Below are 14,080 nucleotides of genomic sequence, written 5' to 3'. Positions count from 1 at the left end.
CCTTCAGGCGGAGAACCGCCCGGCGAAACGGGGCCTGCGGTATCCCGCCATCCAGAAGATCAGCGCGATGACCAGGAACACGGCGAAAGCCGGCTGCGCCAGCACCGGCGCGACGAACGGCCGCCAGATGTCCGGACTGATATAGGTCCCGGCGGAGATCTCGGCGAATGTCAGGCTTTCGGGAGCGAGATTGAGCCAGGCGTTGCCGAGGCTCGTGAGCCGCACGGAGGAGGCGGAGACGGACTGAATGGAATCGAGCGTGCCGGCGACGATCGCCGCAAGCAGCGCAAGCGCGCTCAACAACCGGAAGACCCCCTCGACTATTCTCATCCTGAACATGCCCGTTCGTTGTTCGGCTCCGCGTGCATCCGGCAGCGGCCGCTCGCCACGGAAGAGATAGTCCTAGCGCTCGAGCTTGACAACGAGACGGTCGGGGTTTCGCGGCCCTCATCCAAAACCATTGTCAAAAATCGTTCAGATTCCGGTTGATCCTTCGGAATTCATCGGTATATATCGCGCCCGACCGCTGCATTGCCTTGATCCGCGTGCAGCCCTTTTCAAGGACAGGTGGCCGAGTGGTTGAAGGCGCACGCCTGGAACGCGTGTATACGTGAAAGCGTATCGAGGGTTCGAATCCCTCTCTGTCCGCCATTCACCGCCGATAGCCCTCAATAGCTCGCTATTGCTGCCGATCACCGCACTCGCATCAAGCGGCACTGAGAGTCGCTGACTATACGCAATAACCCAATTTATCTTGAACATCGGCCACGGCGGCAAGCGACCCATTGCGGCCATTCCTAGTGTCGATGCGAAGTCCCAAGTGCTGCCGTAGGCATGGCCGCTTTGAACAGTATACCTCTGCTACTTGGAGAACTACACGTTAACCAAAGCCTGTCCGATCCTAGCCCTTTGTCGACTTAGTACGGCCCATGGCGACCTCGCGGCGCGCCTGGTTAAGCGAATGGGTAAACCCAGAATTGGGATCGTGGATTAGCCGCTTCGTTGCCGCTGCGTGCTGTCGAACCGCTTCGTCGCTGTGTTCGGCAGCGGCAGCGATGACAGGTGTGATCGTATCCTCCCCCAGCGCAACGAGGGCTCGGCTCAAGCTAAGCTGAATTTCCCTTTCGCCCCGCCCAAGGTGCTCGGCGAACTTTCTGGCAAGCCAGCCGCGCTCGCTTTCCGGCACGAGCGCCACAGCAGCATACCAAGCCGTACGTACGACGTCCTGATCCTCGTCATCGAGACGGGCAGAAACGGCTGGCCAGGTCGAAATATCCCGTATCTTGGAGAGTGTGTGCAAGGCCTGGCTTCTGGCCTGTGCCTCATGGCTCGCAAGTTCTGCCACAAGACGAGGCACGACAATCTCGGCCGGCAGCCGGATCAACGCCCAGGTCAGCATCTCGCGTACCTGAAAGTCAGGCTCCACTGTGCACCGGTCTATCAATGCGTCCAGATCACGAAGCGAGGGATTTAGCCCAGCCGACAAGGCCGCCTTCAGTCGCACCGAGGGGTTCGTGTTGGCAAAATCTATGTCGAGAGTGCTCATGTGCGCACCGTTGTCCGTCGTGACTCGGCGAGAAACCCCGCTGCCACCGTTGAGTGATTGTCATTGCCGCCGGTGATCTAGCCCGCGTTTGGAGCCGGATGCGGTCGATCACGCCGAAGGCTGCCCTACTGGTTCATTACCAATCGCCGCCCTCCGTCTCGTAGATCATGGTCAGCCCTCCAAACATACGGCGACGAGCTTGAGCAACATCGCGGCATCGGCCGTCGAAGCGATGATGATCACCTTTGCGCTGCGGCGAGTGGGGTCGTGCGCAATATTGAGCGAGATGGGGGTGTCCGGCGGCTCCTTTCCATTTGATGCCCCCAGCAGAACAGCAGATAGGCGCTGCAGCAGAGCGGCATCGACTTCTTCGATATCAACGATGCTGGTTGCTCTAGCCTCACAAGTAGTCCGTGTCGGGTTCGGGCCAGCAAACGCGTTCAGGTCGGACCGCAGGATCCGGTACTGCTTTCCGACTTTGGTGGCCCGCAAGCGCTCTTCACGAATGAAACGCAAGACGGTTTTAGGATGCAGGTGGAGCATGTCCGCAGCCGCATCCACTGTCAGAAAGTCACCAGACATCACTAATATTCCCTATTGCTCCCAGTATCTATAATTTAGGGATATATAAGGAGTCAATAGGAAGGCATCGGCAGTATGTGCCGTGCCATACGGGCGTAAGTTTTTTCGGCTGAGAGCATCGAAATGGAATGAACGTTAGACAACCGATCAGTCTGAGGTCCACTTCTGCATGCCTCTCCCCGAAAGCCGCCGCAGCCCGAGCCCGAAAGTAGACGTTGCTCGCCGTGTTCATGGCGCTGTCGTTCCAAGCGCCGCAGCTAGTACGTCGGCCAGGCCGCGCCCGGCGCTGCCATCCTTATCAAGGCGCGGGTTATAGATGGTGACCTCGAGGCCGATTGCCTTGCCGCTCGCCAAGGCAACCCGAAGCGCGGCCCCTAGCTCGTCCCACGACAACCCGCCCGGTATACGGAAATCGACAGCCGGCATGATGGCGTCGTCGAGGCAGTCGGCGTCAAGATGGATGAAGAAGCCGTCCAGCTCCGGACGCGTCAGGTGGGCGATCGCTTCGCGCGCGGCAGCCTCGATGCCCATCGCGCGCACGGCGGGAAGGTCAAGCGCTTTGAGCTCCTCTGGGAGCGGCTGGCTTCCGTATTCCTCCTGATCCTCGTGATCGCGATATGCGAACGCGACAGCGTCTTCAGGGCGGACCAAAGGGCCGCGACCTTCGATGTCGGTCAGGAGCGACGGACCGTAACCGGTGACGAAGGCGAGGTCCATCGAAGCGCCCTCGCCATTGGGTTCCGCCTCGGGCTGGAAGAAATCGGCGTTGCCGTCGATAAAGAACAGGCCGTAGCGGCCGCGCCGTCGAAGCGCGAGCATCGAGCCGAGCAAGATCGTGCAATCGCCGCCCAGCACCACCAGAAACTCGCCGGCATCAAGCACCGCTTCCACGGCGTCGGCGAGTTTGGGCGACCACGCCGCAATTGCCTTAGCGTTCAGGGTGCCGGTTTCGGGGTCGGTCGCCGGGTCTTTCGAAGGCACCCTCAGCCGCGCGGCGCGGCGCGCATGAATGCGCTCCGCAAGACCAAGGCCCAAGAGCTGGTCGGCTAAGTGCTCCACACCGCCGGTCGCCAAACCCAGCGTGGAAGGGGCTTCGACAATTGCATATGGAAGGGTCGGCATGTGCGCCTCCGTTGGCGACTATTTTGCGGAGTAGGTTACTGCCTCGATTTTGTGGCCGTCCGGATCGCGGACGAAAGCCCCATAATAATTGGCATCGTAATCCGGCCGCAGCCCCGGAGCGCCATCGTCCCTGCCACCATGTTTCAATGCTGCCGCGTAAAATCGATCGACCATCGAACGGTCCTCGACGGCAAAGGCGATATGAGTGCCGTTGCCCACGGTCGCAGGTTTTCCGTCAATCGGAACCTGAACGCTGAAGTGAAAGGTGCCGCTTCCGTAGCCCAGTCCACCCTCGTCCTCGGCCATCGGAACAATGCCGAGAATGGGCAAAACGGCGTCGTAGAAGCGCTTTGAGCGTTCGACATCATTGGTCCCAACCGAGACATGGTGGATCAAAACTACCTCCCGTTTCTGACCTTTTGCCTAACGGCAGTTTCCCGTCATTGTTCCCTCAAAGCAGACCGTCGCTTATCCGCCCAGGCCATTCAACGCGGATTTCGAAACCGGGGCCGGACGCCCCTTAACCACAAGTATTCGGCCCTTTACAGGCACTCAGCACGGTCATATGACTTCAACCAGCATAATCAGCCGGCACAATGGTCTTGATTTCGGCCGAAGAAGTCTCGAAGCCAGGAGTGGATAAGATGGCCACTTTTGTCCTGATCCCCGGAGGCTGGCAGGGCGGCTGGGTCTACCAAAAGGTAGCAGATATGCTTACCGCGCACGGGCACAAAGCCTTGCCGATCACTCTCTCGGGACTCGGCGACGCTCCCGCCCCAACGGCCAATCTTGAAGCTCACATAGGTGAGGTCGTTGATGTTGTGAAGTCGCATCGCGACGACCTGGTCCTTGTTGGACAATCCTACGGCGGGATGATCGTGAGCGGCGCAGCTGATGCCGAGCCATCGCGGATCCGCGCATTGGTCTATGTAGACGCCTATGTGCCTGATTCCGGCGACTCCGTCTGGTCGCTGACGACGCCCCGTTTCCGAGATATGTTCGTCGCGGGCGCAAAGGCTGACGGACTGAACTGCGCGCCGCCTCCCAATCTTGACCCGCGATGCCGGCCGCATCCGATCGGGGCCTTTCTCCAATCAATCAACCTCAGCGGACGTTGGCGTGAGGTGCCGCGCAAGACCTTCGTCGGCGCACACGGATGGGAAGGAAGTCCGTTCCTTGACCTTTATCGACGCTTAAGCGACGAGCTGGAATGGTCAGCCTTTGCCTTGAATTGCGGGCACAATGTAGCACGGCTGAAGCCAGAGGCTCTGACCGAGATATTGCTGGCTCAGGTTTGATCAGCCAACGACTGCAATCCACAAGACCCGCCGTCCGCCGGGCGAGCCGCGCGATCACGCGGGAACGTATGTCAGCCTGACCGTGTCCTCGCCAACATGATCGGTGGAAACAAGGCGGAGCGGCGGTCGCGGGCCGGCAAAGAACGGCTTGCCGCGACCAAGCACGACGGGATGGAAGTAGAGCCGATACTCATCGATAAGACCAAGGTCGGTCAGGCTTCGTGCGAGGTCTGGTCCGGAAACTGCAATCTCGCCCGCGAGCCGAGCCTTCAGGCCACGTATCACCGCCTCGACATCATCCTCGACAAGTGTGGCGTTGGGGCCGACTGACTTCAACGAGCGCGACACGACCCACTTCGGTTGGCGCCGCCACGCCGCCGCGAATTCGTGCTGCTCGTCACTCCATTCAGGACGGTCTTCATCCCAGTAACGCATGGTCTCGTACATGCGGCGACCGTATACGCTGCCGGTCAGGCCGCGCACGTGCTCAATCCAGTGACGAAAGAGCGCGGGACCCGTCCGCATCTCCAGGTGATCGACGTAACCGTCCAGGGACTGGTTCATTCCGAAGACAAGCTTTGCCATGCTGCTCAATCTCCACCCCAAGGTCTTCACCATAGCATGGGCAGCGTGACGCAGAAAGCGAAGTTGGCCAGCTGCACAACCTATTCCGAAACTCCGAAAAACTCTCTCTTGTGTTCCGCCGACAGCAGCCGCAACCTCGCCAGATTCCTTATGGCGTTAACAGGCCGCTTGAGAACGTTCCTGTTCAGGAAATACATGTCGATGAGGCTCGGAGCCTTGCTGTGCGATCCCTTGTGGGCGACACGATATACGGCACCCCGGAAAGGCAGGGAACTCAATGGCGTTCCGCGCGCGGCCAAAGCCGGTGTGATGCGGACGTGGCTGCCGAGCATATCCTTGATCCATTCAATCGAAGCATCCTCCGCCTTTGACGGCAGTCCGTACAAATCCGAGCGAATAATCAGCGAAGTCCCGCAATAGTGGCTGAACTGGTCGCGGCAGAGAAGAAGCGTGCCGCCGTCGTCCCAGATGTAGCCCTTGTCAATGATCCAGCCGTTCTCGTCCCGGTGCTGGGAAACGTATTGGACGATGCGGGCGCTCACAAAATCGTCGTCGTCGACGATCATGAAGAAGCGGCCGTCACGGGCATCGAGCATGCCGGCAAGGACACGGCGGCCCTTGTCGGCGCGGAACGAGTCGAGAAAATCCGCCTCGGTCGCATTGCCTCGCTCATGGATGTCGTTCGGGGGAAAGTCCACCCACGTCACGGAAAACTTATCCGGCAACGCGGGAAGATCGGCGCCTCTATTGGCAACGATTATTCCTCGCCAGTCGGGACTGGTTTGATTGGCGATGGACGCGACGGTCTGCGTGAGATTTTTCTTCAGAAGGCTCCAGTCGCGCGCGTTATCCTGGTGCCTCACGGGAATGATGAAGGTTACAACACTCATGACAGCCTCCGGTTTCGATCTTCAGGCTCGGTCAAGCCGCGACACTCGCCTGTTCCCTTGCCCATCTGATGCCGTCATCGAGCGAAGTTGCCTTGTAGGATAGATCCGTCCCCCCTGAGAAGGCATTCATGAACCGGCGAATTTTTCCGTAATTGTTGTCGAGCACCGCGTGGCGTCGCCCGATGAGAAGCGAGCAGATATGCACATGCAGGCGATCCGTGACGATGGCCTTGCCGCGGGAAATCTGCCGGATGCCGCGCTGGAAGCGGTTGTTGGCCGCGGCATCCAGTTTGCGCAGCCGCATTTCGGAGGGGCTGAGATGCAGCAGTGCAGATGCCGCGCCGAGCGCCTTTGCAACACGCACCCTTGAACGGTTCTCGGTGATCCAGTCCTCCTTGGGAATGTCGGGATAGGCGGAGAAATCGACCGCGCCGACCTGCTCCTTGTCCTGACGGAGCATCGCCAGGACGGGAAATTGCGGCGCATCGGGCTCTATGCTGCCGATGCAGAAGGCCATGTCCGGGCACAGATACACCTGGCAATCGAAGTTTTCCTGGGCGAACTGAAACGATTCCTCATCGCGCACCAGGAGCACGAAATTTTTATGTCTGGCGATGGCGCGCCTGCTTTGCTCGAGCCGTTCGGGGGACTTGTAGTGGATCGATTGCGGAAACTGGACGATCTGGCGGTCGGGAAACAGCTCCATCACCCGCTCCCGGAAATCCTGGTGGAACACCCATACATCTCCGAAATTGCCGCCCCCATGAATGAAGATGGGACCATTTGGGGCCGCGCTCTTGAGTTCATCGGGCGAAAAATCGTCGGTCGTGCACACATAGGCGGGCCGCTTTGCGTACCGATGCTGCAGATAAGCCATTTCCCCCAGCCAGATCGCAGAATCCCCGCAATTCCTGATATCGGGAAAGTCCAGTATCGCTATCGGCTCCTCAGGCTTGACGAACTTCTTCAAGCAATCGTGAGTTCTGTCCTGCAGCCTGGTGATAAGTTCGGATTGCTGAACTCCTGACATCGTACCTCTCTTTCGACACTTTAAGAAACAAGCCTGCGATCAGGCGTGACTGACTTTGGAGAGCACCTTGGAGGCGATATTCCTCACTTCGGTCTCCGGACCATTCGGACGGTCCATGACCATCCAGAGAAAGATGCTGGAGCCGCAATAGAGAACGCCTCCAAGGCAAACGAGGACTGCGAGCTGCAGAACCAGCGCCATTTGCGTTGTCTCAACTCCCATGTAGCGATCAGCAAGCGAGACGCCCGCGGCCATGATGGCCGAGCTGGCAAGCGCCCTGAAATTTGCCCATAACTGTGCCGCGACCGAAACATTGATGAACCGCTTGACGATGATCATGTTGACGAAAGCGCTGAAGAGGCCGGTGAGCACCCGGCCGAATATCAGCCCCGGCAGGCCCCAGAACACCAGGCCGATCGTAATCACCGGAATCCGCACGAGAAGCATCTGCGTGTCACGGATGAAGAGGGTCCGGGTATGCCCCAGCGCCATGCCAAGAGGCTGATTGAGAGAGCCCAACGTCTGCAGCGCGTAAACCGAGGCGAGCGCCTGGATGATGAAGATCACGGGAAGCCATTTGTCGCCGAGCACCAGCCTGACGAGGGGATCTGCGATGACTGCCATCCCTATGCCGGCAGGCAATGCGACGGCCGTCAGGAGCGCCTGCGTACGCTGATAGGCGGCCGCCAGACGCTGCGGATCATGGCGGACATTGGCGAACGCGGGATAGATGGTGGCGGTCAGCGGCGCCGTTGCTTCACGCGTGGGCGTCATCGCGAGCTGCCCGCCGAGCGAATAATAGCCGAGGGCGGAGCCATTCAGCAGCTTGCCTATGAGCAGGTAATCGAACCGCCAATTGAGTGTGTTGACGATCTGGCCGGCGGTAATCCAGATCGAAAACGAAAAGAACTCCCGCATATGGGAGAAGGTGACACGGGGACGGAACGGCAAGACCAGGTAGGAGGTCAAAACATTCGTCGCCTGCATGACCAAAGTGCCGATCACGAGCGCCCAGTAGCTGTGATAAACGACTGCTATGCCGACGGTAGCCACGAACCCGGCAACTTTCTGGGCAACGTTCAATACGAACTCCTGCCAGAAAATCAGCTCCCGCTGGAGCATGACCCTTCGCGGATTCGCAAGGCCGTTTATAAAGAGGCTGAGGCTCAAGGCGAGGATAACGTCGAACAGGCGCGGCTCGTCATAGATGAGAGACGCCGGATAGGCGAATGCGGCGAACAAGAGGCACAATATCAGGCCGCGCGTCGCCGCCAGTGTCCAAGCCGCGCTGAAATGGGATTCCCCTGGATCCTCATGACGAATGAGCGCTTCGTTGAGGGAAAGCTCGGTAATTGTCGTGACGATGGCGAGCATCGTTGTCGCGAGTGCCACCAAGCCGAAATCCGAGGGCAGGAGATACCACGCCAGAACAATGGTACTGAGCGTCGACAATCCGTTGACAATGACCCTGGAGAAGGTGACCCAGAGACTTCCCGTCACCAGCCGGTCAGCAATGCTCATGGCTGGCCTCGTCGATGCAATAGCGGGCATATGTGGGCAGCGTCGTTCCGTAGCTACCTTCTTTCGCGCAAGTTCTCGGCTCCCTTTCGAGCCGCAGTCCGATACGACCAGGCGAGATTGCCGCAAGCAGCCGATTTCGCTTGTACGATGTGCAAGCTCTTGCTTGTGAACCGCATCCGAAAGACACGGGTTGCCTGTTGGGCACTACGGTCATTGAGCCCCCTATCTATATTCTCCTCCCTGATGGATAACTTCAGTGCCGAACGATGATCGCCCCCTCCGAGCGGGTGATATAGGGGCGCCATAAGCCAAGGCTAGAGGACCCCGATCACTCCTTGGCCGGAAATGATGTTGGTTTTGTGGAGCGCATTCGAGAAGTGCATACGTCGCTGCGGCGATCGCAATCCGAGCATCGATATGGCGGCCCTATTGCGTCATTGAGAGGCTGATCTGCTGCCATCGGTGAGTCTGCGGATCGAACGCCACGACGAGTTCGAAATCCGTGCGGTTCACGCCCCGATCGGTTGCGACGTCCGCATAGCCGCCCAGGGCGAAGCGGCAGTCATCGACCCAACGGAAATCTCGCCAGGCCATGTCGACGACGCCCGGACGCTGCTCCACGATCTGCTGGGACTTCTCGAAGGCAAGGCTTCCCGGACACGAATCATCATCGACCTGCTCACCGAAGCCCATGACAAGCATCAGGCCGGCAAGCGGAGTGACAAAAACGGCTGTTTTTGCGATCTTCGCTCCCCAATTCTTTCCCAAAACGGCCTCCATCCCTGCAGAGCCGGGCAGCCGTGTCCGGCCGACATCAAAACGTCAGGCAAGTCAGATAGGGCCTGATCGCGCGAAGAGAATAGCACCATTGCGGACGGGCGGCCAATCGACGCGAGCGAGATGAAGCTCCGTTCGCGCGCCTTGGACGATGCGGCGAGTTCGATGGCCGTTCAAGCACCGCTTGTACAAACGGCCGCCGATTAACGGTATCTCTAGCTTCGGCTTTATTTTTACATAAAATAAACTAGGACGATCAGGGCTGATATTTCTTTATGGGTATTTCATGAAATTCGGGACAAGCGGGGTTCGAGGACTTGTGAGCGAGCTCGAAGGTCGTGCGAGTTCGCTTTATACGGCGGCGTTTGCTCAGCATCTTCTGGAGACGGGTGCGGCGCGAGCAGGCGATGTTGTGCTTGTGGGGCGCGACTTCCGTGCCTCGAGCCCGGGAATTGCGGCGACCTGCATCGGAGCGCTGAAGCGGGCCGGGCTGTCGCCGGTCGATTGCGGCGCGGTGCCCACGCCGGCGCTGGCGCTTTACGGGCTGAAGCTTCAAGCCGCATCGCTGATGGTCACCGGCTCGCATATCCCCGCCGACCGCAACGGCATCAAGTTCTACCGGCCCGACGGCGAGATAGACAAGCAGGACGAGGCGCGGATCACCGCAATTGCCGCGGAGCTGGACAAAGGCGAGATAGACGTCACACCCGGCGAGGCGCCGGACCGGTCGGCGGAAGCCGAGGCGCTGTTTGCCGCCCGCTATGCCGGACTGCTGCCAAAAGGCGCGCTTGCCGGCCTGAAGGTCGGCATCTATCAGCATTCGACCGTCGCCCGCGATCTTCTGGTCCAGGTCCTTGAAGGTTACGGCGCAAGCGTCGTGCCGCTCGGCCGCTCCGAACGGTTCATCCCCGTCGATACGGAGGCCGTCTCCGTTGAGACGATCTATCTCCTCAAGGGCTGGGCAAGGGAACACGGGCTTGACGCGATCGTCTCAGCGGACGGGGACGGCGACCGGCCGCTGGTGTCCGACGAGACGGGGGAGCCGCTGCGCGGCGATTTGCTCGGTCTGATTGCCGCACAGCTTCTGCAGGCGAAGGTCGTGGTGACGCCGGTCACCTCCAATTCGGGCCTCGAAAAGGCCGGCAATTTTTCCGTCCTGCGCACCAAGGTGGGCTCGCCTTACGTGATCGCCGGCATGCTCGACGCCTTGAAGGCGGGCGAGACGGGCATCATGGGCTTCGAGGCGAATGGCGGGCTTTTGACCGCCTCGCCGTTTGGGGTGAACGGCAAGGTGCTCGAGCCGCTGCCGACCCGCGACAGCTTTCTGCCGGTGCTTGCCGCACTTTCGCTTGCCGCGCGGGAGAAGGCGCCGCTGTCGCAGATCGTCGGCGGATTCCGTCTGCCCTTTGCCGCCGCCGACCGGCTGGAGAATGTTCCGACCGAAGCGAGCGCCGCGCTGATGGCGCACTTACGCCAATCGGACGACAATCTCGCCGCCTTCCTGGCGCCGATTGCCCCCGTCTCCTCCAAAAGCGATATCGACGGGCTCAGGGTAACACTTACGGATGGGCGGATCGTACATTTGCGGCCCTCCGGCAATGCCCCGGAGATGCGCTGTTATGTAGAGGCCGAAACGGAAGCGGCTGCCAGGGACCTGTTGAGCCTGGGGCTGGAATTGATCAAAGCCTGGCTGGCGGACAGGACGCCGCCCGCCGAACGAGCTGGAGCTTAGAAGATGAACGCCAAGATCATCCCCGTCATCATGGCCGGCGGCAAGGGGACGCGGCTATGGCCACTGTCGCGGTCCGGCGCACCAAAACAGTTCATCCAGTTCGTCGGCGACCGGACGCTGTTCCAGGCGACGCTGTCGCGCGTTTCGGATCAGGCGCTCTATGAGGCGCCGGTGGTCATCACCAACGAGGATTTCCGCTTCCTGGTCGCCGAACAGGCCCGCGAACTCGGCGTCAAGCTTTCCGGCATCCTGCTCGAACCCGTCGCCCGCAACACGGCACCGGCCGTAGCCGCCGCGGCCGCTTTCGCCGCCGGCCGCTTCGGCGAAGAGGCGATCCTGCAAGTACTCGCCTCCGATCACGAGATCGTCGCCGACCAGGGCTATTTCGACGCGATCCGCACCGCACAGGAAACCGCCCTTTCCGGCAGGCTCGTCACCTTCGGCATCACCCCGACCGAGCCGGCCACCGGTTACGGCTATATCGAGATCGGCGAAAGGCTCCCCGAAGGCGCTCATGCGGTCAGGCGCTTCGTCGAGAAGCCGGCGCTGCCGGAGGCGGAGCGCATGCTCGAAGCCGGCGGATTTGCCTGGAACTCCGGCATCTTCATGTTCAAGGCCGGCCAGGTGCTGAAGGAAATGACCGTCTACGCACCCGAAGTCGAGAAGGCCGCGCGCGCCGCCGTCGCCAAGGCCGCCGGCGACCTCGACTTCACCCGCCTCGATCAGGACGCCTTTTCAGCAAGCCCGGATATCTCCGTCGACTATGCGATCATGGAGAAGACCTCCAATGCGGCGGTCGTGCCCGCCTCCTTCACTTGGTCGGATCTCGGCAGTTGGGATGCGGTCTGGAAGCTCGGCACCCGCGACGAGGCGGGCAATGTCGCGTCCGGCAAGGCGACGCTGGTCAATACGAGGAATTCGCTCGTGATGTCGCGCACCAGCCACCTGGCCGTACAGGGGCTGGACGGGGTGGCCGTCATCGCCAGCGAGGACGCCGTCTATGTCGGGCGCCTGGAAGACAGCCAGGATGTCGGCAGGCTGGTCAAGCAGCTCGCCGCGACACGAGCGACCGCCGCGCTCACCGAAACCCACCCGACCTCATACCGTCCCTGGGGCGGTTATACCTCGGTGCTCAACGGCGACCGTTTCCAGGTCAAGCGGCTCTTCGTCACCCCCGGCAAGAAGCTGTCGCTGCAGAAGCATCATCACCGCTCGGAACACTGGATCTGCGTCAAGGGCACAGCGGAGGTGACGATCGGCGAGGAAACGAAGATCGTCCGCGAGAACGAATCCGCCTACATTCCGCAGGGCGAGGTGCATCGGCTGGCGAACCCCGGCAAGATCATGCTCGAAATGATCGAGGTCCAGACCGGTTCCTATCTCGGCGAGGACGACATCATCCGCATCGTCGACGAATTCGGGAGAGGCTGAGCCGACCGTCGCGCTCGCGGCCGTCTCAGAGCTTCGCGTTGGATCAGCCGATCTCGTCCCGATGGTCCAGGTACCACCGGACGAAGGCCTTCACGCCCTCTTCCAGGCCCGTCTCGGGCTTCCTGCCGGTGAGCGCGACGAGAAGGTCGGGGCTCGCAAAGGTCCTCGGCACGTCTCCCTTCTGCATCGGCAGCATCTTGCGCTTGGCGGGCTTTCCCATGATCCGCTCGATGGTCTCGACGAAATCCAGAAGACCGGCGGGCTGGCCGCCGCCGATATTGACCACCCGGAACGGCGCCTGATGGGACAGCGTGTCGATCCCGGCGACGCGATTGTCTTCGCCCGGCCGGATCCGCGACAGGTCGACGATCGAATCCACCAGATCGTCGATATAGGTGAAGTCCCGGCTCATCCTGCCTTCGCCGTAGATCTCGATCTCGCGATCCTCGATCATCGCCTTGACGAACTTGAAGAGCGCCATGTCCGGCCGGCCCCAGGGGCCGTAGACGGTGAAGAAGCGGAATGCGGTGGTCGGGACCTTGTAGAGATGCGCGTAGCTGTGGGCCATCAGTTCCATCGCCTTCTTGCTCGCCGCATAGAAGGTCAAAGGCTCGTCGGCCTTGTCGGTTTCGCGGAAGGGGACCTCCGGATTGGCGCCGTAGACCGAGGAGGTCGAGGCCAGCATGAGATGGCCGATCCCATGGTTTCGCGCGATTTCGAGAATGTTCCACGAGCCGACCAGATTGGAATCCAGATAGGCCTTGGGGTTCTCGAGGCTGTAGCGCACGCCGGCCTGGGCAGCGAGGTGGATCAGGACATCCGGCTTGAAACCGGCGACGGCGTTTTCGAGGAGCGGCTTGTCCTCCAGCATGCCGACAACCGGACGGAATGCCGGAAACTGCACCAGCGCTGCGTTGCGGGCCTCCTTGAGGCGCAGGCTGTAATAGGGCGTCATGCCGTCGAAGCCCAGAACCTCGTGGCCTTCCTCCAACAGGCGCCGCGCCACGTGGAAACCGATAAAGCCTGCCGTTCCGGTAATGAAGTAACGCATCTATGAGCCCGCTGCGATCTGTAATCGATCCCATAAACTGTCATCCTGGGATTGGACAGCTATTTCGACGGCGGAAGAGGTAAGATTTCAATGGAAAAGCCGCAATCTTGCGGGCGGCGTTCCCGGGCGGCCGTTCTTGCGGTCGACGGCGAACTGGATCAGGTCCATCGAAGCCTCGTCGGTGAGCGGCTTCGGCATGACGCCCAAGATACCGGAGGAATCGGACGCCACCAGGCTGGGATTGCCGGTGATCATGATCACCACGATACCGTATTCGGCCAGTGCGCGCGCGATCTCGGGACCGGTTTCGCCATCGGCAAGGCGGACGTCGACGAAGGCTATATCCGTATCACGGGTGTAGTTCAGCGCCATCGCCATGTCAGGCGCAATGCCGACCACGTCATGGCCGCTGCGGTGGATCGCATCTTCGATATCCATCGCCACCAGCAAGCTGTCTTCGACGATCAGGAAACGGTATTCCACGGCCAAAATCCTCCCGAGTCTAAGGAGGCAAA

At 60.6% G+C, this 14,080-nt stretch carries 15 protein-coding genes and 1 tRNA gene; 4 read left to right on the top strand and 12 right to left on the bottom strand.

Translation table 11 applies throughout. The features are described 5' to 3' along the window. Nucleotides 1–3 precede the first annotated feature (3 nt). The gene (locus ACMGE0_RS16325) at nucleotides 4–339 is read right to left on the bottom strand and encodes a hypothetical protein (RefSeq protein ID WP_436816923.1); all 336 of its coding nucleotides are present in this window, start codon (nucleotides 337–339) and stop codon (nucleotides 4–6) included. A 222-nt stretch (nucleotides 340–561) separates the two neighbouring features. Between ACMGE0_RS16325 and ACMGE0_RS16320 the strand changes: the two genes are divergently transcribed. After that, nucleotides 562–651 (top strand) — tRNA-Ser (locus tag ACMGE0_RS16320). Between the two features lie 250 nt (nucleotides 652–901). Here ACMGE0_RS16320 and ACMGE0_RS16315 read toward each other — a convergent pair. The 4 genes from ACMGE0_RS16315 to ACMGE0_RS16300 form a co-directional block, all read right to left on the bottom strand. Then, on the bottom strand, nucleotides 902–1,546 hold the full coding sequence (locus ACMGE0_RS16315) for a HEAT repeat domain-containing protein (protein ID WP_436816922.1): 645 nt from the start codon (nucleotides 1,544–1,546) through the stop codon (nucleotides 902–904). A 171-nt stretch (nucleotides 1,547–1,717) separates the two neighbouring features. Beyond that, nucleotides 1,718–2,128, bottom strand: coding sequence for a helix-turn-helix domain-containing protein (locus tag ACMGE0_RS16310; RefSeq protein ID WP_436816921.1), 411 nt, complete (start codon nucleotides 2,126–2,128; stop codon nucleotides 1,718–1,720). A gap of 228 nt (nucleotides 2,129–2,356) precedes the next feature. After that, nucleotides 2,357–3,250 carry an arginase family protein gene (locus tag ACMGE0_RS16305; protein ID WP_436816920.1) on the bottom strand — a complete coding sequence of 298 codons (894 nt, stop codon included), beginning with the start codon at nucleotides 3,248–3,250 and terminating at the stop codon, nucleotides 2,357–2,359. 18 nt (nucleotides 3,251–3,268) lie between these two features. Continuing rightward, on the bottom strand, nucleotides 3,269–3,646 hold the full coding sequence (locus tag ACMGE0_RS16300) for a VOC family protein (protein WP_436816919.1): 378 nt from the start codon (nucleotides 3,644–3,646) through the stop codon (nucleotides 3,269–3,271). Between the two features lie 248 nt (nucleotides 3,647–3,894). On the opposite strand from ACMGE0_RS16300, the gene ACMGE0_RS16295 reads away from it, so the two are divergent. Then, the gene (locus tag ACMGE0_RS16295) at nucleotides 3,895–4,548 is read left to right on the top strand and encodes an alpha/beta fold hydrolase (RefSeq protein ID WP_436816918.1); all 654 of its coding nucleotides are present in this window, start codon (nucleotides 3,895–3,897) and stop codon (nucleotides 4,546–4,548) included. A gap of 54 nt (nucleotides 4,549–4,602) precedes the next feature. On the opposite strand, the gene ACMGE0_RS16290 is transcribed toward ACMGE0_RS16295, so the two are convergent. From ACMGE0_RS16290 to ACMGE0_RS16270, 5 genes are all read right to left on the bottom strand, one after another. After that, nucleotides 4,603–5,133, bottom strand: a complete 531-nt coding sequence (locus tag ACMGE0_RS16290) for a dihydrofolate reductase family protein (RefSeq protein WP_436816917.1) — start codon at nucleotides 5,131–5,133, stop codon at nucleotides 4,603–4,605. Nucleotides 5,134–5,213: 80 nt separating this feature from the next. Then, on the bottom strand, nucleotides 5,214–6,023 hold the full coding sequence (locus ACMGE0_RS16285) for a galactosyl transferase (protein ID WP_436816916.1): 810 nt from the start codon (nucleotides 6,021–6,023) through the stop codon (nucleotides 5,214–5,216). Nucleotides 6,024–6,054: 31 nt separating this feature from the next. Further along, a complete protein-coding gene (locus ACMGE0_RS16280) occupies nucleotides 6,055–7,053 on the bottom strand; it encodes a polysaccharide pyruvyl transferase family protein (RefSeq protein ID WP_436816915.1) in 999 nt (332 codons plus the stop codon). A 39-nt stretch (nucleotides 7,054–7,092) separates the two neighbouring features. After that, nucleotides 7,093–8,574: a lipopolysaccharide biosynthesis protein gene (locus tag ACMGE0_RS16275; RefSeq protein ID WP_436816914.1), complete on the bottom strand. Its 1,482-nt coding sequence runs from the start codon at nucleotides 8,572–8,574 to the stop codon at nucleotides 7,093–7,095. A gap of 426 nt (nucleotides 8,575–9,000) precedes the next feature. After that, complete coding sequence (locus tag ACMGE0_RS16270) at nucleotides 9,001–9,342, bottom strand: hypothetical protein (RefSeq protein WP_436816913.1); 342 nt, start codon at nucleotides 9,340–9,342, stop codon at nucleotides 9,001–9,003. 295 nt (nucleotides 9,343–9,637) lie between these two features. Between ACMGE0_RS16270 and ACMGE0_RS16265 the strand changes: the two genes are divergently transcribed. Together ACMGE0_RS16265 and ACMGE0_RS16260 are read left to right on the top strand one after the other, a co-directional pair. Next, entirely contained in the window at nucleotides 9,638–11,083 is a 1,446-nt protein-coding gene (locus ACMGE0_RS16265; protein ID WP_436816912.1) for a phosphomannomutase, read from the top strand. A 3-nt stretch (nucleotides 11,084–11,086) separates the two neighbouring features. Continuing rightward, nucleotides 11,087–12,514: a mannose-1-phosphate guanylyltransferase/mannose-6-phosphate isomerase gene (locus ACMGE0_RS16260; RefSeq protein WP_436816911.1), complete on the top strand. Its 1,428-nt coding sequence runs from the start codon at nucleotides 11,087–11,089 to the stop codon at nucleotides 12,512–12,514. 43 nt (nucleotides 12,515–12,557) lie between these two features. On the opposite strand, the gene ACMGE0_RS16255 is transcribed toward ACMGE0_RS16260, so the two are convergent. Beyond that, nucleotides 12,558–13,565 (bottom strand): NAD-dependent epimerase/dehydratase family protein, encoded by a 1,008-nt coding sequence (locus tag ACMGE0_RS16255; RefSeq protein ID WP_436816910.1) that lies wholly within the window; start codon nucleotides 13,563–13,565, stop codon nucleotides 12,558–12,560. A gap of 87 nt (nucleotides 13,566–13,652) precedes the next feature. Continuing rightward, a complete protein-coding gene (locus tag ACMGE0_RS16250; protein ID WP_436816909.1) occupies nucleotides 13,653–14,048 on the bottom strand; it encodes a response regulator in 396 nt (131 codons plus the stop codon). Nucleotides 14,049–14,080: the final 32 nt, after the last annotated feature.

The organism is Neorhizobium descurainiae (genome assembly GCF_051400715.1).
GTDB lineage: Bacteria > Pseudomonadota > Alphaproteobacteria > Rhizobiales > Rhizobiaceae > Neorhizobium.
Note: the sequence above shows the minus strand (reverse complement) of the source record. Positions and strands in the feature narration are given on the sequence as shown.